General features: G+C 51.2%; 21 protein-coding genes. 10 read left to right on the top strand and 11 right to left on the bottom strand.

Annotation, left to right across the window (positions count from 1 at the left end):
- Positions 1–17 precede the first annotated feature (17 nt).
- Complete coding sequence (locus tag ACFX4O_RS19990) at positions 18–356, top strand: nuclear transport factor 2 family protein (protein ID WP_380210658.1); 339 nt, start codon at positions 18–20, stop codon at positions 354–356.
- A 47-nt stretch (positions 357–403) separates the two neighbouring features.
- On the opposite strand, the gene fabY is transcribed toward ACFX4O_RS19990, so the two are convergent.
- The 5 genes from fabY to typA all read right to left on the bottom strand — a co-directional run bounded on the left by fabY (position 404) and on the right by typA (position 5,256).
- Positions 404–1,345, bottom strand: coding sequence for a fatty acid biosynthesis protein FabY (fabY, locus tag ACFX4O_RS19985; protein ID WP_165501948.1), 942 nt, complete (start codon positions 1,343–1,345; stop codon positions 404–406).
- Positions 1,346–1,389: 44 nt separating this feature from the next.
- Positions 1,390–1,827, bottom strand: a complete 438-nt coding sequence (gene dtd / locus ACFX4O_RS19980; protein WP_131413666.1) for a D-aminoacyl-tRNA deacylase — start codon at positions 1,825–1,827, stop codon at positions 1,390–1,392.
- Positions 1,824–2,696: a virulence factor BrkB family protein gene (locus ACFX4O_RS19975; RefSeq protein WP_131413665.1), complete on the bottom strand. Its 873-nt coding sequence runs from the start codon at positions 2,694–2,696 to the stop codon at positions 1,824–1,826. Before ACFX4O_RS19975 ends, dtd begins: the two co-directional genes overlap by 4 nt.
- Entirely contained in the window at positions 2,690–3,289 is a 600-nt protein-coding gene (gene yihX / locus ACFX4O_RS19970; RefSeq protein WP_380210656.1) for a glucose-1-phosphatase, read from the bottom strand. The genes ACFX4O_RS19975 and yihX overlap by 7 nt, the downstream gene beginning before the upstream one ends.
- Positions 3,290–3,432: 143 nt before the next feature.
- Positions 3,433–5,256 carry a ribosome-dependent GTPase TypA gene (typA, locus tag ACFX4O_RS19965; protein ID WP_131413663.1) on the bottom strand — a complete coding sequence of 608 codons (1,824 nt, stop codon included), beginning with the start codon at positions 5,254–5,256 and terminating at the stop codon, positions 3,433–3,435.
- Between the two features lie 382 nt (positions 5,257–5,638).
- Between typA and glnA the strand changes: the two genes are divergently transcribed.
- The 4 genes from glnA to ACFX4O_RS19945 all read left to right on the top strand — a co-directional run bounded on the left by glnA (position 5,639) and on the right by ACFX4O_RS19945 (position 10,013).
- Positions 5,639–7,048 carry a glutamate--ammonia ligase gene (glnA, locus tag ACFX4O_RS19960; protein WP_380210654.1) on the top strand — a complete coding sequence of 470 codons (1,410 nt, stop codon included), beginning with the start codon at positions 5,639–5,641 and terminating at the stop codon, positions 7,046–7,048.
- A gap of 264 nt (positions 7,049–7,312) precedes the next feature.
- The gene (gene glnL, locus ACFX4O_RS19955; protein ID WP_131413662.1) at positions 7,313–8,362 is read left to right on the top strand and encodes a nitrogen regulation protein NR(II); all 1,050 of its coding nucleotides are present in this window, start codon (positions 7,313–7,315) and stop codon (positions 8,360–8,362) included.
- A gap of 8 nt (positions 8,363–8,370) precedes the next feature.
- On the top strand, positions 8,371–9,780 hold the full coding sequence (gene glnG, locus ACFX4O_RS19950; protein ID WP_380210652.1) for a nitrogen regulation protein NR(I): 1,410 nt from the start codon (positions 8,371–8,373) through the stop codon (positions 9,778–9,780).
- Positions 9,781–9,890: 110 nt separating this feature from the next.
- Positions 9,891–10,013: a YshB family small membrane protein gene (locus ACFX4O_RS19945; RefSeq protein ID WP_141399381.1), complete on the top strand. Its 123-nt coding sequence runs from the start codon at positions 9,891–9,893 to the stop codon at positions 10,011–10,013.
- A 63-nt stretch (positions 10,014–10,076) separates the two neighbouring features.
- Here ACFX4O_RS19945 and hemN read toward each other — a convergent pair whose 3' ends face one another.
- Positions 10,077–11,450, bottom strand: a complete 1,374-nt coding sequence (gene hemN, locus ACFX4O_RS19940; RefSeq protein WP_380210650.1) for an oxygen-independent coproporphyrinogen III oxidase — start codon at positions 11,448–11,450, stop codon at positions 10,077–10,079.
- 186 nt (positions 11,451–11,636) lie between these two features.
- A complete protein-coding gene (gene yihI / locus ACFX4O_RS19935; protein WP_380210648.1) occupies positions 11,637–12,140 on the bottom strand; it encodes a Der GTPase-activating protein YihI in 504 nt (167 codons plus the stop codon).
- 574 nt (positions 12,141–12,714) lie between these two features.
- On the opposite strand from yihI, the gene yihA reads away from it, so the two are divergent.
- Positions 12,715–13,341 carry a ribosome biogenesis GTP-binding protein YihA/YsxC gene (gene yihA / locus ACFX4O_RS19930; RefSeq protein ID WP_380210818.1) on the top strand — a complete coding sequence of 209 codons (627 nt, stop codon included), beginning with the start codon at positions 12,715–12,717 and terminating at the stop codon, positions 13,339–13,341.
- 317 nt (positions 13,342–13,658) lie between these two features.
- Here the strand turns inward: yihA and polA are convergent, their stop codons facing one another.
- Positions 13,659–16,445 carry a DNA polymerase I gene (polA, locus tag ACFX4O_RS19925; RefSeq protein WP_380210646.1) on the bottom strand — a complete coding sequence of 929 codons (2,787 nt, stop codon included), beginning with the start codon at positions 16,443–16,445 and terminating at the stop codon, positions 13,659–13,661.
- A gap of 423 nt (positions 16,446–16,868) precedes the next feature.
- On the opposite strand from polA, the gene ACFX4O_RS19920 reads away from it, so the two are divergent.
- The gene (locus tag ACFX4O_RS19920; RefSeq protein ID WP_380210644.1) at positions 16,869–17,777 is read left to right on the top strand and encodes an acyltransferase; all 909 of its coding nucleotides are present in this window, start codon (positions 16,869–16,871) and stop codon (positions 17,775–17,777) included.
- A 132-nt stretch (positions 17,778–17,909) separates the two neighbouring features.
- A complete protein-coding gene (gene tnpA / locus ACFX4O_RS19915) occupies positions 17,910–18,347 on the top strand; it encodes an IS200/IS605 family transposase (protein ID WP_074775106.1) in 438 nt (145 codons plus the stop codon).
- Positions 18,348–18,424: 77 nt separating this feature from the next.
- On the opposite strand, the gene dsbA is transcribed toward tnpA, so the two are convergent.
- The 3 genes from dsbA to ACFX4O_RS19900 all read right to left on the bottom strand — a co-directional run bounded on the left by dsbA (position 18,425) and on the right by ACFX4O_RS19900 (position 20,396).
- Positions 18,425–19,048: a thiol:disulfide interchange protein DsbA gene (gene dsbA / locus ACFX4O_RS19910; RefSeq protein WP_131413656.1), complete on the bottom strand. Its 624-nt coding sequence runs from the start codon at positions 19,046–19,048 to the stop codon at positions 18,425–18,427.
- 16 nt (positions 19,049–19,064) lie between these two features.
- The gene (locus ACFX4O_RS19905) at positions 19,065–20,051 is read right to left on the bottom strand and encodes a serine/threonine protein kinase (protein ID WP_380210641.1); all 987 of its coding nucleotides are present in this window, start codon (positions 20,049–20,051) and stop codon (positions 19,065–19,067) included.
- A 75-nt stretch (positions 20,052–20,126) separates the two neighbouring features.
- Positions 20,127–20,396 (bottom strand): YihD family protein, encoded by a 270-nt coding sequence (locus ACFX4O_RS19900; RefSeq protein ID WP_017460091.1) that lies wholly within the window; start codon positions 20,394–20,396, stop codon positions 20,127–20,129.
- A gap of 69 nt (positions 20,397–20,465) precedes the next feature.
- Between ACFX4O_RS19900 and mobA the strand changes: the two genes are divergently transcribed.
- Complete coding sequence (gene mobA / locus ACFX4O_RS19895) at positions 20,466–21,053, top strand: molybdenum cofactor guanylyltransferase MobA (RefSeq protein ID WP_380210639.1); 588 nt, start codon at positions 20,466–20,468, stop codon at positions 21,051–21,053.
- A complete protein-coding gene (mobB, locus tag ACFX4O_RS19890; protein WP_380210637.1) occupies positions 21,050–21,559 on the top strand; it encodes a molybdopterin-guanine dinucleotide biosynthesis protein MobB in 510 nt (169 codons plus the stop codon). The genes mobA and mobB overlap by 4 nt, the downstream gene beginning before the upstream one ends.
- Positions 21,560–21,744: the final 185 nt, after the last annotated feature.

The raw sequence follows: 21,744 nt of genomic DNA, 5'->3' as shown, positions 1-21,744 counted from the left end.
TGAAAAAAGGAGTGCCGATGTCCATCGTAAGTCCTGTAGAAAAGCAGTTCGCTGCTTACAATGCCCATGATATTGAGGCGTTTACCACCTGTTTTAGCGAGGATTTTATCGCTTTTCGCTTGCCATCCACCGAGCCGTCGCTGCAAGGGCGAGAAGCATTACGTCACTTTTATGCTGCGCATCGTTTTAACAACCCGGCATTACGCGCCGAGTTGCTCTCGCGCACGGTGATGGGTAATAAGGTGTTCGATCACGAAAAAATCTACGGCATCGGCGAGTCGGTGATTGAAAATATGGCGGTTTATGAAGTGCAGGATGGGTTGATCAAAACCGCGTGGTTTTTCTTCGCGCAGTAGTTTCAACGCAGAAAGTTGCGCGCCCGCGTCATCGGGCGCTCCGTCGGTTACTCTTCCTCGTTGCCGCCTTCTTCGAACGATCCAAAGGGTTTGGCGGGTAACACGATATAAATGCCTTCGAAAATCGCGCCCTGTTTATCTTCGCCAAACAGTTCAACCTGAAGCTGAACGCGCGCTTTGCGCCCGCGCGCCAGACGGTCCAAATCGCCGCTTAGCGAGCCAAGATCAGCAATCGCGCTCGGTTTACCGGTGATCGGCGTGCTATAGCGGATATGCGCATCGGCAAGGATGATGGTGCCGCCGAGATGGCGCTCACGCAGCATTAGCCAGATCAGCCCCCAACCAGTGAGTGTCGCCAGGGAAAACAGGCTACCGGCGAACAATGTGTGATGCGGATTCTGGTTGCCGGTTTCCGGCATAGTGGTGATAAATTTCTGTCCGGTGTACTGCTGAATGCGCACACCCATCTTTTCACTTAGCGGGATATGCTGATACCAGGCCTGCTGCAACTGCCCGCACCAGTCGCCGCGATGCAGAATATCATCGAGCGTGGCGATCGGTTTGATCATCAAAAAGTGGCGCAACGGCGTGGTTTGCGGCGCGGTAATTTCCCCTTCATTGACGAAGCCGAGTTTCGCGAAGAACGCCACCGCATCTTCACGGGCGCTGCAGGTCACGCGTTTTACCCCTTCCTGGCGGGCCACGGATTCCAGCGTCATTGCCATCAGCGTGCCAAGGCCTTTGTCCTGCACGTCCGGGTGTACCGCCATAAAGCGGATAGACCCTTCGTTATCTGCGTTGATATACAACCGACCGATAGCGACGATGTTGCCCTCTTCGTCGACCACCATCTGGTGATGTGCCATCGCATCCCAGCCATCACGCTCGGAACCTTTCGGTTGGTGCAGCGGTTTACGCAGCATTTCCCAGCGGAACTGGTAATAGAGTTCTAACTCTTCTTCCGTTTGCGGTACGCGAAGGTGATACATAGCAGCACTCTCTCTTGTAGCCAGGGGCCACGCCGCAAGCTGGCTCATACTTGCAACCAGAACGTGACGGGGCCGTCGTTGACCAGCGAAACCTGCATATCGGCAGCGAATCGCCCGGTTTGCGTTTCCATTTGCTGGCTGCGGCAACGTTCAACAAAATAGTGGTATAACGTTTCTGCCTTTTCCGGCGCAGCGCCTCGGGAAAAGCCCGGACGCATTCCACGTTCTGTATCCGCCGCCAGCGTAAATTGCGACACCACCAGCACACTCCCACCAGCCTGCTGGACGTTAAGATTCATCTTCCCTTCTGCGTCGCCAAAAATACGATACCCCAGCACACGTTCGCACAGGCGGTTCGCCTTCTGTTCATCGTCTTCCCTTTCGACGCCCAACAACACCAAAAGTCCTGGGCCAATTTCGCCCGTCACCTCACCCGCCACGCTAACGCTCGCGCGGGAAACACGTTGAATTAATGCAATCATGGTTGGTCTGCTTCTTCTTGCTGTGCGGCTATTTTGAGTTTTCGGTATTCACCGAGAGTGACAGTTATTTCTGCACCAAGCAAGACGATACACCAGGTCCAGTAGACCCAGAGGAACAAAATGGGGATGACAGCCAGCACGCCATAAATCAGCTGGTAAGAAGGAAACATGGTGATGTAGAGACCAAAAATCTTTTTACCTAACTCAAACAGCAGCGCCGCGACAAACGCGCCGATAATGGCGTCGCGATTCGGCACGCGCGTTGTCGGCACAATGCTGTACAGCAACCAAAAAGAGAGCCACGACAGGATTAGCGGAAATATGCGCAGCACATCATCAATCATGCTGTTCAGTTCGCTCGCCCAGCGTAGCGACAGCAAGTAGGAACTTATCGCAAGGCTGGCACCCGCCAGTAACGGGCCAAGCGTGAGGATCATCCAGTAGACTGCAAATGAATAAACATGCGAGCGTACGCGCGTGCTGCGCCAGATAGTATTTAACGCCGAGTCGATGGAGTACATCAGCAGCAGCGATGTCACCACCAGCCCGCATGCGCCTACCGCCGTCATTTTGGTGGAGTTCGCCACAAACTGCTCAATGTAGTTCTGAATCACATCGCCCGTGGTGGGAATGAAATTGGCAAACACGAAGTGGCGCAACTGAATGCTAATTTCAGAAAACATAGGAAAAACAGCGAACAACGCAAACACTACGGCGATCAACGGCACCAACGACAGCAGTGAGACATAGGCGAGATTCCCCGCCAGTGTCGTCATATGGTCTTCATCAATGCGCCGCCATAGCAGCCGCAACCACGCCGCCAGCGGGCGCGTGCGATGTTTTGCATGATGCCGCAGATTTTTTAGCATAGCTGCTTCGTGAAATAATCCGGGATAGTCGTTTTTCCTGTCACCAGGATACTGGTAATGCCCAATTGTTCCGCGCCGGCGATGTTGTCGGCATTGTCGTCGAAAAAGACACTATCGTCGGCAGAAAACCCTTCCAGCGCCAGCACCTGCTGATAAATTCGCGCTTCGGGCTTGCGCATTCCCATCTCCTGGGAAAGGTAAATATGGTCAGCTGCCGCCTGGATTTCCGGATACTGCTCCGGCCAGTACGTGGTGTGCAAACGGTTAGTATTCGACAACACGACGACCCGATGCCCCTGCTCGCGCAGTTTGTGCATGATGTCGATAACCTCCTTGCGCAACTCGACAAACACCGCCTGCCAGCCGGTGGAAAACTGCTCGTAGCTAAGCGGGAGTTCCATTTCATGACACAGCGCTTTGGCGAAGTCTTCGTCGCTGATCTCACCACGTTCATGCTGATGAAACGGCTCGCCCATGGTGAAACTCTGCTTTAAGGTCGCCAGCGGCACACGGCTAAAATCACTCCAGGCACCCAGCACCCGATTGAAGTCGATGTCGACAATCACGTTACCTAAATCAAAGATATAGAGCATTTCTCTCTCCTTGCCAGCCGTGGAGAGTTAACTGTAGCGGGAAAGTTCTGACTTGAATAGTTCGCGGCTTCACGCGAAGAAGATACAGGCATAAAAAAAGCCGCTGATTTTCAGCGGCTTTTTCACAAGCAAATAAAGAGAAATTACTCTTCTTTCGCCCCGCGCATTGCGCGTTTACGGTCGTTTTCCGTCAGGTGACGTTTACGAATACGGATAGAGAGCGGAGTCACTTCTACCAGTTCGTCGTCATCAATGAACTCCAGAGCTTGCTCCAGGGTCATCTTGATCGGCGGAACCAGAACCGTGGCTTCGTCTGTACCAGACGCACGCATGTTGGTCAGTTTCTTACCGGTCAGGCAGTTTACCGTCAGGTCGTTAGAACGGCTGTGAATACCGATGATCTGGCCTTCATACACTTCCGCACCGTGACCGAGGAACAGCTTACCGCGATCCTGCAGGCTGAACAGCGCAAACGCAACCGCTTTACCCTGACCGTTGGAGATCAGCACGCCGTTGTTACGCTGGCCCACTTCGCCCGGACGAACGTCGTCGTAGTGGCTGAAGGTGGAGTACAGCAGACCGGTACCGGAAGTCATGGTCATGAACTCTGAACGGAAACCGATCAGGCCACGGCTTGGGATCACGTAGTCGAGACGTACGCGGCCTTTACCGTCCGGATTCATGTTTTTCAGATCGCCTTTACGCTCGCCCAGCGCCTGCATTACAGAACCCTGGTGCTGCTCTTCAACGTCCAGCGTGACGTTTTCGAACGGCTCTTGTTTACGGCCATCGATTTCGCGGAAGATAACTTTCGGACGGGAAACCGCCATTTCGAAACCTTCACGACGCATGTTCTCGATAAGAACAGACAGGTGCAGTTCACCACGACCGGATACGCGGAATGCGTCAGCATCCGGTGTTTCTTCAACACGCAGCGCAACGTTGTGCACCAGCTCTTTGTTCAGGCGGTCGAGGATCTGACGTGAAGTCACGTACTTACCTTCTTTACCACAGAACGGAGAGGTGTTGACGTTGAAGAACATGGTAACGGTCGGCTCGTCAACAGACAGTGCCGGCAGCGCTTCCACATTCTGCGGGTCGCAAATGGTGTCGGAGATGTTCAGCTCGCCCAGACCGGTGATCGCAATGATATCGCCTGCTTCTGCGACTTCGCTATCGATACGCTCCAGCCCCAGGTGGGTCAGCACTTTACCGACTTTACCATTACGGGTTTTGCCTTCGCTATCAATGATAGTGACCTGCTGGTTCGGCTTCACTTTACCGCGTTTGATACGACCAATGCCGATAACACCAACATAGTTGTTGTAGTCGAGCTGAGAGATCTGCATCTGCAGGGTGCCATCGAGGTCAACGTTTGGCGCAGGAACACGGTCAACAATCGCCTGGTACAGCGGAGTCATGTCTTCAGCCATGTTCTCGTGATCCAGACCTGCAATACCGTTCAGCGCGGAAGCGTAAACAATCGGGAAATCCAGCTGCTCGTCAGTCGCATCAAGGTTAACGAACAGATCGAATACCTGGTCAACAACCCAGTCAGGACGCGCGCCAGGGCGGTCAACTTTGTTGATAACGACGATGGGCTTCAGACCATGGGCAAATGCTTTTTTGGTCACGAAGCGCGTCTGCGGCATTGGGCCATCCATTGCGTCAACGACCAGCAGAACGGAGTCTACCATGGACATGACACGTTCAACTTCACCACCGAAGTCGGCGTGCCCTGGGGTATCCACGATGTTGATACGGTAGTCATTCCATTTAATCGCGGTGTTTTTCGCGAGGATGGTAATCCCACGCTCTTTCTCCAAATCGTTGGAGTCCATCACGCGTTCTTGGGTTTCGGCACGAGCATCAAACGTACCGGATTGCTGCAGCAGCTTATCAACCAGGGTAGTTTTACCATGGTCAACGTGCGCGATGATGGCGATGTTACGCAAATTTTCGATCACAACTTTGCCTCAGGCATTTAGAAATAGCGCGTTATTGTACACGGATTAATCGCACTACAAAACAGGATCACAAACATCCCCCGCAAACAAGTATTGCAGAGATGCTTTGTGATCGCTTTCACGGAGCGTTAAAAGGGGCAATTAACGAAAGTTGCACCAATATAGTGCCCTATGTTCACATAGAGGCACTATATTGGTGCAACATAACCATCATGGTGCAGCCCTTTTGCACTATACCGTGCATGATAACGCCTTTTTAGGGGCATTTAAAAGTTGGCATAGATTTCGCTTTAACGATTGTACGCTAACTACGCCAGCTTTATGTAGTAATTAGAAGACCTCGTTACCACGACGACAATGACAAATCCGGGAGAGTTTAAGTATGTCCGCTGAACACGTTTTGACGATGCTGAATGAGCACGAAGTGAAGTTTGTCGATCTGCGCTTCACCGATACCAAAGGTAAAGAACAGCACGTCACTATCCCAGCCCATCAGGTAAACGCTGACTTCTTTGAAGAAGGTAAAATGTTTGATGGTTCTTCGATTGGTGGCTGGAAAGGCATCAACGAATCAGACATGGTGCTGATGCCGGACGCGACTACCGCTGTCATTGACCCGTTCTACGAAGAGTCTACGCTGATCATTCGTTGCGATATCCTCGAACCAGGCACCATGCAGGGCTACGATCGTGACCCGCGCTCCATCGCTAAACGCGCTGAAGAATACCTGCGCTCAACCGGTCTGGCAGACACTGTTCTGTTTGGACCAGAGCCGGAATTTTTCCTGTTCGACGACGTGCGCTTCGGCAGCTCCATCTCCGGTTCCAGCGTCGCTATCGACGATATCGAAGGCGCATGGAACACCTCCACCAAATATGAAGGTGGTAACAAAGGTCACCGTCCGGCAGTGAAAGGCGGTTACTTCCCGGTTCCGCCGGTAGATTCAGCACAGGATCTGCGTTCTACCATGTGTCTGGTGATGGAAGAGATGGGCCTGGTTGTTGAAGCTCACCACCACGAAGTGGCAACGGCTGGTCAGAACGAAGTGGCAACCCGCTTCAACACCATGACTAAAAAAGCGGACGAAATTCAGATTTACAAATATGTGGTGCACAACGTTGCTCACCGCTTTGGTAAAACCGCGACCTTTATGCCGAAACCGATGTTCGGTGATAACGGTTCCGGTATGCACTGCCACATGTCTCTGTCCAAGAATGGCACTAACCTGTTCTCTGGCGACAAATACGCTGGCCTGTCTGAAATGGCGCTGTACTACATTGGCGGCGTAATTAAACACGCGAAAGCCATCAACGCCCTGTCTAACCCGACCACCAACTCTTACAAGCGTCTGGTCCCGGGTTATGAAGCTCCGGTAATGCTGGCTTACTCTGCACGTAACCGTTCTGCATCTATCCGTATCCCGGTTGTTGCGTCTCCGAAAGCGCGTCGTATCGAAGTGCGCTTCCCGGACCCGGCAGCTAACCCGTACCTGTGCTTCGCAGCGCTGCTGATGGCCGGTCTGGATGGTATTAAAAACAAAATCCACCCGGGCGAAGCGATGGACAAAAACCTGTATGACCTGCCGGCTGAAGAAGCGAAAGAAATCCCGCAGGTTGCAGGCTCTCTGGAAGAAGCGCTCAACGCGCTGGATGCTGACCGCGAGTTCCTGACTGCCGGTGGCGTGTTCACCGACGACGCTATCGATGCTTACATCGCGCTGCGTATCGAAGAGAACGACCGCGTTCGCATGACGCCGCACCCGGTAGAGTTCGAACTGTACTACAGCGTTTAAGAATTAAGACTCGGCAGAGGTCTTGTCGCAGTAAGGTGGCAACTGAATGTGTCCCGATGAGCTTAGTCTATTAAGTGATTCGGGCGAATGAGGGAACCAACGCAGCTACGGTGAGAAAGATGCCAGAGGATTTTAGTTGCCGTGGAACTTTTAGCCCATCCCTGGATGGGCTTTTTTCTCCACCAACAACCTGATCTAACGCGCTTTTTACCAATAAAACGCTATAATGCACTAAATTGGTGCACACCTCCGGGAGACTGCTAAATGGCAAGCGGCGTGCTGCCCGATGCTGGGCAGATCCTCAATTCTTTGATCAACAGCATCTTGCTGGTTGATGACGACCTGGCGGTACATTACGCCAACCCTGCGGCACAGCAACTGCTGGCGCAAAGCTCACGTAAGCTATTCGGCACTCCGCTCCCCGAACTGCTGAGTTACTTTTCACTGAACATCGATTTGATGCGGGAAAGTTTGCATGCCGGACAGGGATTTACCGATAACGAAGTGACTCTCGTCATTGACGGGCGCTCACACATTCTTTCGCTGACGGCGCAACGTCTGCCGGATGGTTTGATTCTGCTGGAAATGGCGCCGATGGATAACCAGCGCCGTCTGAGCCAGGAGCAGCTCCAGCACGCCCAACAAGTTGCGGCGCGCGATCTGGTACGCGGTCTGGCGCATGAAATTAAAAACCCGCTTGGCGGTTTACGCGGCGCGGCACAGTTGCTGAGCAAAGCGTTGCCCGATCCGGCGCTGCTGGAATACACCAGAGTGATCATTGAGCAGGCTGACCGCTTGCGTAACCTGGTTGATCGTCTGTTGGGGCCGCAGCAACCGGGGATGCATGTTACCGAAAGTATTCACAAAGTGGCCGAGCGCGTGGTGAAACTGGTATCAATGGAGCTGCCGGAAAATGTCACCTTAACCCGTGATTACGATCCAAGTTTGCCGGAGCTCGCGCACGATCCTGACCAAATCGAGCAGGTTTTACTGAATATTGTGCGTAACGCTTTGCAGGCGCTGGGGCCGGAAGGGGGTGAAATCATTCTGCGCACCCGTACCGCCTTCCAGTTGACGCTGCATGGTGTGCGCTATCGCCTCGCGGCGAGAATAGATGTGGAAGATAACGGCCCGGGTATTCCGTCGCACCTCCAGGATACATTGTTCTACCCGATGGTGAGCGGACGCGAAGGCGGCACCGGGCTTGGGTTATCTATCGCACGCAGTTTGATTGATCAACATTCTGGCAAAATTGAATTTACCAGTTGGCCAGGCCATACCGAATTCTCGGTATTTCTGCCTATTCGGAAGTAGAGGTGTTTATGCAACGAGGGATAGTCTGGATCGTTGATGACGATAGCTCCATCCGTTGGGTGCTGGAACGCGCGCTCACCGGGGCAGGCTTGAGTTGTACAACGTTTGAAAGTGCCAATGAAGTGCTAGATGCGCTCACCACCAAAACCCCGGATGTACTGCTTTCGGATATTCGTATGCCAGGGATGGATGGGCTCGCGTTATTGAAACAGATCAAACAGCGCCATCCGATGCTCCCGGTCATCATTATGACCGCGCATTCCGATCTCGACGCTGCGGTAAGCGCGTATCAACAAGGGGCATTCGATTATCTGCCCAAACCGTTTGATATCGACGAAGCCGTGGCACTGGTTGAGCGCGCCATCAGCCATTATCAGGAACAGCAGCAGCCGCGCAATGTTCAGGTCAGCGGCCCGACAACGGACATCATCGGCGAAGCACCGGCGATGCAGGATGTGTTTCGCATTATCGGTCGCCTGTCGCGCTCGTCGATCAGCGTATTGATTAATGGTGAGTCGGGAACCGGTAAAGAACTGGTGGCTCATGCACTGCATCGCCACAGCCCGCGCGTGAAAGCACCGTTTATCGCCCTCAATATGGCGGCCATTCCGAAGGATTTGATTGAATCGGAACTGTTTGGTCACGAAAAAGGGGCGTTTACCGGCGCGAATACGATTCGTCAGGGACGTTTTGAGCAAGCCGATGGCGGGACACTGTTTCTGGACGAAATCGGCGATATGCCGCTGGACGTACAGACACGTTTGCTACGTGTGCTGGCCGATGGCCAGTTTTACCGCGTTGGCGGCTATGCGCCGGTGAAAGTCGATGTACGCATCATCGCAGCCACGCACCAGAACCTGGAACAACGCGTTCAGGAGGGCAAATTCCGTGAGGATCTGTTCCACCGCCTGAACGTGATCCGTGTCCATTTGCCGCCGCTGCGCGAACGCCGGGAAGATATTCCGCGTTTAGCGCGCCACTTTTTGCAAGTCGCCGCACGCGAGTTGGGCGTAGAAACGAAACTACTGCACCCGGAAACCGAAATCGCGTTAACGCGTCTGGCATGGCCAGGTAACGTCCGCCAACTGGAAAACACCTGCCGCTGGTTAACGGTTATGGCCGCAGGCCAGGAAGTGTTGATTCAGGATTTGCCAGGCGAGCTGTTCGAAACTACCGTGCCGGATAGCCCTTCTCAGAGCCTGCCAGATAGTTGGGCAACGCTGCTGGCACAATGGGCGGATCGCGCATTACGTTCCGGTCATCAAAACCTGCTTTCAGAAGCGCAACCCGAAATGGAGCGCACCTTGCTGACCACGGCGCTGCGCCACACACAGGGCCACAAACAGGAAGCGGCGCGGCTGCTCGGATGGGGTCGTAACACCCTGACGCGTAAGTTGAAAGAGCTGGGAATGGAATAACAGGCAGGCGAAGTGTAAAGAATGATCCGCGATCGCAAATTGCCGCTATTTTGCGCTTTACTGTTACCGGCAGTGACGTATGATCTTGCCCGTTCATGGGAGAGGTCATCATGCTGGAATCATTAATCAATGTGGTCACTGCAGGCGTAGAAGCTGGCGCGTCGGCAAGCCACACACCGCAAACGGCCATCGCGGCTGTGTTGTGTGCCGCGCTGGTTGGGCTGTTTAGCTAACCTTCGCGGTATGCTGCGCTTATCAAGCCTACAGAACGTGTTTTGTAGGCTTGATGCCCATCCTTAAATCACTCTTGAAAACTGCTGTAAACGCGCTTTGCGCCGCAGATAAGCATCGAAACACATGCAGATATTGCGGATCAGCAAACGCCCTTTCGGTGTGACTTGTAATCCCTGCTCGCTCATCGCCACCAGCCCGTCATCCACCAGTGGTGCCAACAGGCGCAAATCCTCGGCAAAATAGTCACGGAAATCAAGATCCCAGGCGCGCTCCACCACATCGAATTCGAGGCGGAAGTTGCAAATCAGCCCTTTGATCACATCGCGGCGAATACAGTCGTCACGGGTTAACGTAATACCGCGCCACAGCGCATTTCCACGCTCGTCCACTTGCTGATAATAGTGTTTCAGCTCTTTTTGGTTTTGCGCATAGCTATCGCCAATCATGCTGATGGCAGAAACGCCCAACCCCAGCAGATCGCTGTCACCCTGGGTGGTGTAACCCTGGAAATTACGGTGCAATACACCCTCACGTTGAGCAATAGCCAGCTCGTCGTCCGGGCGGGCAAAGTGATCCATGCCAATAAACTGATAACCGGAACCGGTCAGCGAGGTGATGGTTTGCTGCAAAATATCGAGCTTCTGCTGCGCCGTCGGCAGATCAGCATCTTTGATTTTACGCTGCGCGGCGAACAGCGTTGGCAGGTGCGCATAGTTAAAGACACTCAGGCGATCCGGGTTAAGCGCCGCCACACGTTGTAACGTGAAAGCGAAGCTTTCCGGCGTCTGTTTTGGCAGGCCGTAAATCAGGTCAATATTGGTCGAGGTAAAACCAATATCGCGGGCGTGATTGAGCAGCGCGAAGATGAACTCTTCGTCCTGCTCGCGGTTGACCAGACGCTGAACCTCTTTATTGAAATCCTGCACACCCATGCTCAGGCGATTAAAGCCTTCACTGCGCAAATGATCGAGCACATTCAGTTCAATTTCGCGCGGATCAACTTCGATCGAGATTTCGGCATCAGCATTAAACGCAAAATGGCTGCGCATCAAGTTCATCAGGCGGCTAATTTGCGCTTTGTTCAGATAGGTCGGCGTACCGCCGCCCCAGTGCAACTGGCTGATGTGACGACCGGCAAACAGCGGCGAGCGGTGAATAATCTCCTGCTCAAGCGCGTCCAGATACTGATCGGCTTTATGCTGCTGGCGGGTGACAATCTTATTGCAGCCGCAGAAGTAGCACAGCTTGTGGCAAAACGGGATATGCACATACAACGACAGCGGTCGCTCAGGGTAACGTGCAATAGCCTTGCGAAAATCGTCTTCGCCGTAAGCGTCGGAAAACTCCAGCGCGGTGGGATATGAGGTATAACGCGGCCCGGAATAGTTATATTTCTGGATCAGGGCCAGATCCCAGTCGATGACTTGCTCAGACATTGTTTACTCCTTCCGATGACGCCGCTGGCGGTTCCGGCGGCCCGGCCTGACCTCGCTTCGGGTCATAAGCCGGTTGCGCAGCCACAGTTTGCGCCGCGACAACCGCTGTAGTTTAACGAATAACCACACCAGATAACATATAACCGGAAGGGTTATAAGCAGGACAGAAAGCCCCATAGAAAAGGATTAGTTGCCGCCTTTCAGCAGACGCATCATATCTTCCTTACCTTCTTCTTCCTCTTCTTCTTCGTCATCATCGTAAGAAAGACCGAGTTTCTGCATCAGCTCATCAATGCGATCCAGTTTGGCATCGACCCACGCTTGATCGTCAGCGCTCAGGGTTTCACCCTCTTCCAGACGTTCCAGTAGCGCGTCCAGGCGCTCATCCGTTTCCAACATGTCCAGCTCAGCCTGCGGTGAAAGCATAGGTTTCTCGCTCTTAGGTTTGTGCTGCTTGGTAACCGGTGTGTCGGTGACACCCAGCGGGATCGGTTTTTTACTGCCAATACGCGGATCTTTTTGCTGCTTACCCCTTCCGGAGCCAGAAACGTCACCGCCACCGTTCGCACGGCTGCCTGAAACATTACCGCGGTGCTTTTTATCACGCTTGCGATCGCGGCCTTCCTGATTCAGCTCTTCACGGGTTTTACGGCGCACTTTACCGCGCGGATTGGTGGACAGTTTTTTCATAATTGTGGTCTTAAGTCGTTTTTCATCAGTATAGAATTGCGGCGGAATCTAGCAGAAAGCAAGCAAAGAAAAAAGGCGACAGTGCAAACTGTCGCCTTTTTTCTTGACCCTTCACCCGTAATGGGTTTTACATTCCCTGTTCGCTATCAACTTGCCCTGTTTATCCGTTAGCGTAGAACGTTCCTTGTTACGGTTCCTTTTCCTTGTTCAATGTCTTCTGACATGAGTCTCCGGTCTTCGCCTCCTGGCGCTCCTGACCCCTCATTCCGTGAGTTATCCTTCCACAAGCGGCATCCGGCCTTGGTGGGTTACTTTACCTTTCTGAGCTAGACTGACAAGCAGGAAAAGGACTAGAACCGCAATTTAAGAAAATTCTATATGCATAACTCTTTGATTATATAATGTTTATTCATTTTTTAACTTGCAATTTCTCTGAAAGTTCGCATAACGAAAAGGGCAAATATCTTACATATCGCGCGGTAATGGCTCACAGCAGAGTTTCTGGCGAGAAAAACAGCCTTTTGCGTAGGTTCAGGTATAATCGCCGCATGCTTTAACGATGGAGACGACCATTTTGACTAACTGGAATTACCAACAGACGCACTTTGTCACCAGTGCGCCTGATATTCGCCACTTACCCGCCGATACCGGCATCGAAGTGGCTTTTGCTGGCCGCTCCAACGCAGGTAAATCGAGCGCACTGAATACCCTGACCAACCAGAAAAACCTGGCGCGAACCTCGAAAACGCCCGGCCGTACGCAGCTGATCAACTTGTTTGAAGTCGCCGATGGCAAACGTCTTGTCGATTTGCCAGGTTACGGCTACGCGGAAGTACCGGAAGAGATGAAACTTAAATGGCAGCGCGCACTGGGAGAATACCTCGAAAAACGCCAGTGCCTGCAAGGTTTGGTGGTGCTGATGGATATTCGTCATCCACTGAAAGACCTTGATCAACAGATGATCCTCTGGGCAGTCGAGAGCAATCTACAAGTGCTGGTGCTGCTGACCAAGGCGGATAAACTTGCCAGCGGCGCGCGTAAAGCGCAACTGAATATGGTGCGTGAAGCCGTGCTCGCCTTTAACGGCGAAGTACAGGTTGAAACTTTCTCGTCGCTGAAGAAACAGGGCGTGGACAAATTACGTGAGAAACTGGATGGCTGGTTCAATAACCTACCGCCAGTAGAAGAAAGCGGCGAATAATCTTCATATCCAGCGTGGCACTCGCCGCGCTTTTTTCTTTGTTTTTCCTTCCTTTCGCACAATAAAAAACGCCCCAGTCATTTCTGACTGGGGCGGCTAAATATTCAGCCAAATCCGATTACGTGAAGTAAAAGGTCTGAAAGATAGAACATCTTACCTCTGTACCCTACGCGAATAACTCTACTCCCTTTTTAGATCCTGACAAAGCACTTTTTGTAATTTCTTTTCAATTTTTACATAGGGAATTCTAATGATTGTCACAAAACTCACGGTGATTTGTTGCTTACTTACAGAAAAGCGCCTCATCCACCGAATACTTAGTGCGCTTGATCCCAGTTTTGACCGCTCCCGACTTCCACCAGCAACGGCACATCCAGTTTGGTGCTGCTCTCCATCAGTTCATGGATCTTTTTCGACACGGCCTCGACATCATCCTTATGCACTTCAAACACCAGTTCATCGTGCACCTGCATGATCAACCGCACACGCGGTTTCTCGCTTTGCAGCCAGCTATCTACCGCGATCATTGCACGTTTGATAATGTCTGCAGCCGTTCCCTGCATAGGAGCATTAATCGCCGCACGTTCCGCACCGGCTCGTCTGGCCGCATTGCTGGATTTAATATCCGGCAGGTAAAGACGGCGTCCGTCCAGCGTTTCAACGTAGCCACGATCTTTCGCCTGCGCGCGGGTACGCTCCATATATTCCAGCACACCAGGATAACGCTCGAAGTAGAGATCCATGTACTTTTGCGACTCTTTACGCGGGATATTAAGCTGGCGCGATAAACCAAAGGCGCTCATGCCGTAAATCAGCCCAAAGTTGATCGCTTTCGCGCTGCGGCGTTGCTCATTGCTGACGCTTTCCAGTGGCAAACCAAACACTTCTGCCGCCGTTGCGCGGTGAATGTCTTTACCTTCGGCAAACGCAGACAGCAGACCTTTATCGCGTGACAGGTGCGCCATAATACGCAGCTCAATTTGCGAGTAGTCCGCCGAGACAATGACGTAATCCTTCGGCGCGATAAAGGCCTGGCGAATACGACGGCCTTCTTCATTACGTACCGGAATATTTTGCAGGTTCGGATCGGTCGAAGATAAACGGCCCGTTGCCGTAACGGCCTGGTGATACGAGGTATGCACGCGACCGGTTTTCGGGTTGATCATCAGCGGCAGCTTATCGGTATAGGTCGATTTCAGCTTCGCCAACCCACGATGTTCGAGAATAACTTTTGGCAACGGGTAATCCAGCGCGAGCTCTTCGAGTACCTCTTCTGAAGTCGACGGCGCGCCACCAGGTGTTTTCTTCAGCGGTTTAATGCCTTGCTTCTCAAACAGAATGGTTTGCAGCTGCTTGGTTGACGAGAGGTTAAACGGCTCGCCCGCAATTTCATGCGCCTTTTTCTCCAGTTCCGCCAGGCGCAGCGTCAACTCTTCGGAGTGCTTGTGTAACACGGCGGGATCAATATTGACGCCGTTACGCTCGATACGTGAAATTACCGGCACCAGCGGCATTTCAATGTTCTGAAAGACGTTCAGCGGCCCGGCATTATTTTGCAGTTCCGGCCACATCTTAAGATGCAGTTGTAGCGTGACATCAGCATCTTCCGCCGCATAACGCCCCGCTTGCTCAAGATCGATCTGATTAAACGTCAGCTGATTTTTACCTTTACCGGCAATCTCTTCGAAGGTAATCGTTTTATGTTTCAGCCAGCGCTCAGAGAGGCTGTCCATATCATGACGGCCAGCGACGCTATCCAGTGCGTAGGATTCCAGCATTGTATCGAAGGCAATGCCGCGCAGTTGAATGCCGTAATTCTCCAGCACACCGCGATCGTATTTGAGGTTCTGCCCCACTTTACGGGCACTTTCATCTTCCAACAGCGGTTTCAGTAATTCCAGCACGCGCTCGCGCGGGATTTGATCCGGTGCGTCAAGATAATCATGCGCAACGGGCACATAAGCCGCGATACCCGGTTCGGTCGCAAAGGAGAGACCAACCAGGTTGGCGCTGATATTATCGAGGCTGTCGGTTTCTGTATCGAAAGCAAAGAGCGGTGCACTTTTCAGTTTGCCGATCCATGTTTGCAACGTCTCTTCATCGAGAATGGTGACGTAATTTTCCGCCGACAGCACGACAGCAGGAATATCAACTTCTGCTTCAATCTCAATGGGTTCCTGCGGTTTCGCCGACGGTTTCCCGCCTTTCGCCTGGAGCCATTTACCCGCTTCTACATCAGCACTCCAGCGTTTGAATTCATATTTCTTAAAAAGCTCCAGGAGCGCTTGCGCTGCAGGCTGCTGAACTTCCAGCTGTTCGCAGGTCAGCTCGAGTTCGACATCCGTTTTAATCGTGGCCAGCTGGTAAGAGAGGTAGGCCACCTCTTTATTCTGCTCAAGCTTCGCCGCCATGGTTTTGGCACCGCGGAAGGTGAGCCCGGCGATTTTATCCGACTCGGCATAGAGCGTATCCAGACCGCCCAGCCCTTGCAGCAATGCCTGCGCCGTTTTCTCGCCAACGCCCGGCACGCCAGGAATGTTATCTGAGGAGTCACCCATCAGGGCGAGGAAATCGATAATTAACTCCGGCGGGACACCGTATTTTGTGACGACTTCATCCGGGCCGAGGATCGTGTTGGTCATAGTATTGATAAGCGTAATGTTTGGCGTCACCAACTGCGCCATATCTTTATCACCGGTGCTTATCAGCACGGGCCGGCCAACCTTTTCGGCTTCGCGCGCCAGCGTGCCAATGACATCATCCGCTTCAACGCCAGAGACCGCCAGTAACGGCAATCCCATCGCTTTTACCATAGTGTGCAGCGGCTCAATTTGCGCTCGCAAATCGTCCGGCATTGGCGGGCGATGTGACTTGTAATGCTCAAACAGTTCATCACGGAAGGTTTTGCCTTTCGCATCAAACACCACCGCGGCATGTGTCGGCTGGTATTGCAAAATCAGGCTGCGCAACATGTTAAGTACACCATACATAGCACCAGTAGGTTCACCGGCGCTGTTAGTCAATGGCGGAAACGCATGATACGCGCGATATAGGTAAGACGAGCCGTCAACAAGGATAAGTGGGTTTTCTGGGATCTGAACCATGATGTCCATGCCTGTTTATCAAATTATGGTTAAAGGATGCCACAGACAGGGAGAAAACATGAGTTTTTCGCGGAAAATGCCGAAAAAGATTTCGCGATCGTCGGGATCGCTCGCATAAACATCCTGTGGATAAGTTTGTGAATAATTTCTGTCAGGCTGGACTTTTGTGCCATTTCTCAGATCGTAGAATTATACAAACCATTTATATTCAAACAGTTACACAACTAAAAACGATCGTTATTGCTTTATGATGGCAATTTACGCTATGTGGATATAAGTAAATTAGATTTGATTTATTGCCGATAATTCCTCAGGTATTACCAGCAAGGTTTAAGCATTCCTGATAACTGTTTTCTGTTAAGATCTGCGCCTTGCGCTTTTTTTAGTGTTCTTTTAGCGGCTAACTTTCTGAATAATATAACTATGTCGAGATTCCTTGCGGTAATTACTCTATTTTTGAGTGTCCTGCTCACCATATTGGTTACCATTGTTTGCTCCGTGCCCATTATTATCGCTGGAATACTCAAGCTATTAATTCCAGTTCCCGCGCTATGGCGTATGATCTCAACCTTTTGCAATTTTATGATGTATTGCTGGTGTGAAGGGCTTTCCTGGCTACTGCACCTCAACCCTTATTTAAAATGGGATGTTGAGGGGCTGGAAGGGTTGGATAAGAAGAACTGGTATTTGCTGATCTGCAATCATCATAGCTGGGCGGATATTGTGGTGTTATGTGTGCTGTTTCGTAAACATATCCCCATGAACAAATATTTCCTTAAACAGCAACTGGCGTGGGTACCTTTTATTGGTCTTGCTTGCTGGGCGTTGGATATGCCGTTTATGCGCCGTTATTCCAGAGGTTATTTGATTCGCCACCCTGAACGTCGGGGTAAAGATGTAGAAACCACACGCCGTTCATGCGAAAAATTTCGCTTACACCCAACCACGATTGTGAACTTTGTTGAAGGCTCACGTTTTACTGAAGAAAAGCGCAACCAAACACGTTCTTCTTTCAAAAACCTGCTATCGCCAAAAGCGGCTGGTGTCGCCATGGCGCTGAATGTATTGGGCAAACAGTTCGATAAATTACTTGATGTTACGCTCTGTTATCCAGAAAACGACAACACACCATTCTTTAATATGCTAACCGGTAAGCTGACGCGTATTGTCGTGCGAATTAATTTATTGCCGGTGGATGACGTGTTACATGGGGACTACGTTAACGATAAAAATTTTAAACGGAGTTTCCAGCAGTGGCTGAATAAGCTGTGGCTTGGGAAAGATGAACTGATTGATACCATCAAAACTGAATACAAAAACGCCGGTCAGTGACCGGCGTTTTTATTTATCCCTGCCTAAACACCACCTCCGGAGGAGGTGGTCAGCAACAGGTTGGCTCTGCCAGTAATGCTACTCATGGGAAAATCCGAATCTGTTATCCCCATAACTGATAAGGATTTAACCATGAGTAGATTCCAGAAAGCATCTCATGTGCTCTGGTGTTGTCAATATCATATCGTTTGGACACCCAAGTACCGATTTCGCATCCTGAGGAACAATGTAGGTAAAGAGGTCTATAAGCAAATAAGGATCTCAAGTGAACAGCTTGGGATAGAAGTTGTGGAGCTAAATGTCCAGCTAGATCATGTTCATCTACTGGTAAAGGTGCCGCCACGGCTTTCGATTTCCCATGTAATAGGTCATTTAAAGGGTAAAACGGCACTTCGATTGTTCAGTAAATTTCCCTACCTGCGAAAGAACAAGCTATGGGGAAATCATTTTTGGGCACGAGGTTACTGCGTGGATACCGTAGGTATAAACGAAGAAATGATCAGAAAGTATGTGAAGTATCAGGAAAAACATGAAGTTGAAGAGAGCCAGCTTCCACTAAAAGAGGTGTGAAGGGAAGGCTCTCAGAGTCTGGACTTAGTACGCCCCTATGGGGCGTTATCAATGCCACCTGCTATGCAGGTGGTTTTTTACTTCTTCTCAACCAGATATTTCACGGTATTTGCGTAGTCCTGAACGAAGGCATCCAGGCTGCTGCCGTCCATGCCCTGCTGGTTAACCTGGTATTTCCCGTTAACAAACATGGCAGGAACGCCCTGAAGTTGTAAATCTGCAGCCGCTTTTTCTTGTTGAGCAACTAGCGATTTCACCACGAAGCTGTTCCACGCTGCGTCGTACTCTTCGCCTTTCACGCCCGCGCTGATGAAGACATCGCGAATATCAGCAACAGATTGCACGGTTTGCGTTTTCTGCACCGCTTCAAACAGTGGAGAGGTGATTTTATCTTCCACACCAAGCGCCATGGCCACAGCCCACGCCTGCGTCATCTCTTTACCCAGTGGACCTAAGAATTCCACGTGGTATTTGGTCATTTTTGTGCCTTCTGGCAGCTTCTTCTTCACCGCGTCAGCGACATGCCAAACCTGCTCAAAGTCATAGCAGTGCGGGCAATAAAACGAGAAGAACTCAAGCACCTGCGGCTCACCCGCCACTGGCTTATCAAGCGTAATAAATTGCTTACCATCTGTAGGTTGTGCTGCTGAGGCGCTAAAAGCCAGAATCATTCCTGCCAGCGCCAGCCAAATCTTCTTCATGGTTAACTCTCTCCATTTAATACATTGGTGTTAATGCTAAAGGTGGTTCTTGAAGAACCTTCACCTGTTCAAGAAAAATCAATGTTTGCCTGTGCCAGTGATCTTCACTGTTCAGCCACGGAAAATTTTTCGGAAATGCCGGATCGTCCCAGCGACGAATCAGCCATGCCAGATAATAAACCAGCCGCATGGCGCGTAGCGGCTCGATTAACCCCAGCTCAGCCATATTGAACTCACTGAACTCTTCGTAGGCCTCGACGATCATCTCCATCTGCATTCGCTGCTCGGCTTTATCACCATGTAGCAACATCCACAAATCCTGTACGGCGGGGCCATTACGGGCATCGTCTAAATCAACGAACATTGGCCCGTCTCGCCAGAGAATATTCCCTGCATGGCAATCGCCATGCAGGCGCAGAAGATTAAAACGGTTGTGCCACTGCACCATTACGGCATCGATAAGTTTATCGGCTGCAGGCAAAAATTTCTTTTTTAATCCAGAAGGAATGAGCGTAGTTGTTTCAAAGAGTTGACGTGGCTCAATCAGGTATTCTTTAACACCTATTTCCGGGCGGCTTGAAAAAAGCCTTTTACTGCCGGTTTGATGCAGCCGGCCAAGGTAGCGACCAACCCATTCCATTTGATCCAGGTTGTCGGCTTCAAACTGACGACCACCAACGCTTGGGAAAACGGCGAAAAAGAAGTCCTGATGGATGAGCAAGGTTTGATTGTTGAAAGCGAGCGGTGCCGCGACCGGAACATCATCACCCTGCAAATCTAATGCAAATTCATGCTCTTCAAGAATTTGTTCTGCAGACCAACGCTCCGGACGGTAAAACTTCACCACATAACGTTTGCGATCTTCATCCTGAAATTGATAAACGCGGTTTTCATAGCTGTTTAGCGGAGTAAGCCCGGAATCCACCCGGATCCCCTGCTCAAACAGCGCATCCATAATGGTATCCGGGTGTAATGTCTGGAAGGTAAAGGCGTTGCAGGTCATCCTGGGATCCGAAAATACGACGAATAATTCAGGATATCATTTCGTAGCGTATTCGGTTGCGCCGCTTACAAGCTTTTACTCTTTAATTACGCCACGCGCGCGCAACAGCGCGGTTTTAAAATCCTCTTCATAATCTTTCTGAATGCCAGGGATCACCGCATCTTTCGAGGAGTCGCGCATTTTCAGGTGATAGATCAGGATGTCATCACTTAAATCTACAAGGTCGCCTTGATAACCTGACTCTTGCGCCAGTTTCTGCAAAAATTGCACTAAATTAAGCTCAGGCTCTTTTTGCCATGCGGGCTGGAGAAGTTCGATAACTTCATTCAGGCGTTTACATTTCATAATTGTGCTCCTTACTCTGGGTACAGACACGTTAGCAGGGTAAAACCCACAATAAAAGAGGCGATAAGGGTGACGGACAGTAGTGCAGTAACAGGCGTGGTGCTGGCGGGTGGAAAAGCATCGCGGATGGGTGGGAAAGATAAAGGGCTGCAGGAATTAAATGGCAAACCGCTTTGGCAATATGTTGCCGAACGTTTGGCACCCCAGGTAACCAGCTTAGTTATCAGCGCCAATCGAAACCTTGAAATTTATCGCGCCAGCGGCTTACCGGTCCTCACAGATACGCTGGATGATTTTCCCGGCCCGCTGGCGGGAATTATCTCTGTTATGCAACAAAGTGATGGGGAGTGGTTTCTGTTTTGCCCGTGCGATACGCCACGTATACCAACGGATCTTGTGGCTCGGTTACAAAAGAACCGGCAGCATAATGCGTCGGCAGTGTGGGTTAATGATGGTGAACGAGATCACCCGGCAATTGCTCTGGTACACCGCAGCGTTTTACCATTTTTGCAGAATTATCTCGCAGGCGGTGAACGCCGAGTGATGGTGTTTATGCGACAAATGGGAGGGCATGCGGTGGATTTCAGTGATGCGAAATCCGCATTCGTCAATGTGAACACACCTGATGATCTCGCGCACTGGCAGGAGAGAGCATGATCCCATTACTTGCCATTGCCGCCTGGAGCGGAACAGGGAAAACAACGCTGCTTAAGAAGTTGATTCCAGCTCTCTGTGAACACGGTATTCGCCCCGGGCTAATCAAGCATACTCATCACGATATGGATATCGATAAGCCCGGTAAAGACAGCTATGAATTACGTAAAGCAGGTGCGGCGCAAACGTTGGTTGCCAGCTCACAACGCTGGGCGCTAATGACAGAAACGCCGGATGAGGCAGAGCTAGATTTGGCATATCTGGTGAGCAGAATGGATGCAACAAAACTGGATCTGGTACTGGTCGAGGGTTTTAAACACGAGGCTGTGCCCAAAATCCTGCTCTGGCGGCATGACTGTGGTCATGATTTAGCGGAACTCGCGATAGACGAGCATGTTATCGCCATTGCCAGTGATATCCCTCTGATGCATGGTGTGCCGGTGCTAAACCTGAATGATATTGAGCAGATAGTAACGTTTATTTTGCGCTGGATTAGGCAAGTGGATTAATTTTACTTATTGACTGGTAGATAAAAGCCAGCAATTGGCATTGTGGTCCGGGTTTTTCGCAGAGTAAAAACGCAAAAAGGCCATCCGTCAGGATGGCCTCTTCACTTGTTTGATGCCTGGCAGTTCCCTACTCTCGCATGGGGAGACCCCACACTACCATCGGCGCTACGGCGTTTCACTTCTGA

The organism is Kosakonia sp. YIM B13571 (assembly GCF_042788095.1).
Classification (GTDB): Bacteria; Pseudomonadota; Gammaproteobacteria; order Enterobacterales; family Enterobacteriaceae; genus Kosakonia; species Kosakonia quasisacchari.
The sequence above is the reverse complement of the archived record's forward strand: the minus strand, read 5'-3'. Positions and strand labels throughout refer to the sequence as shown.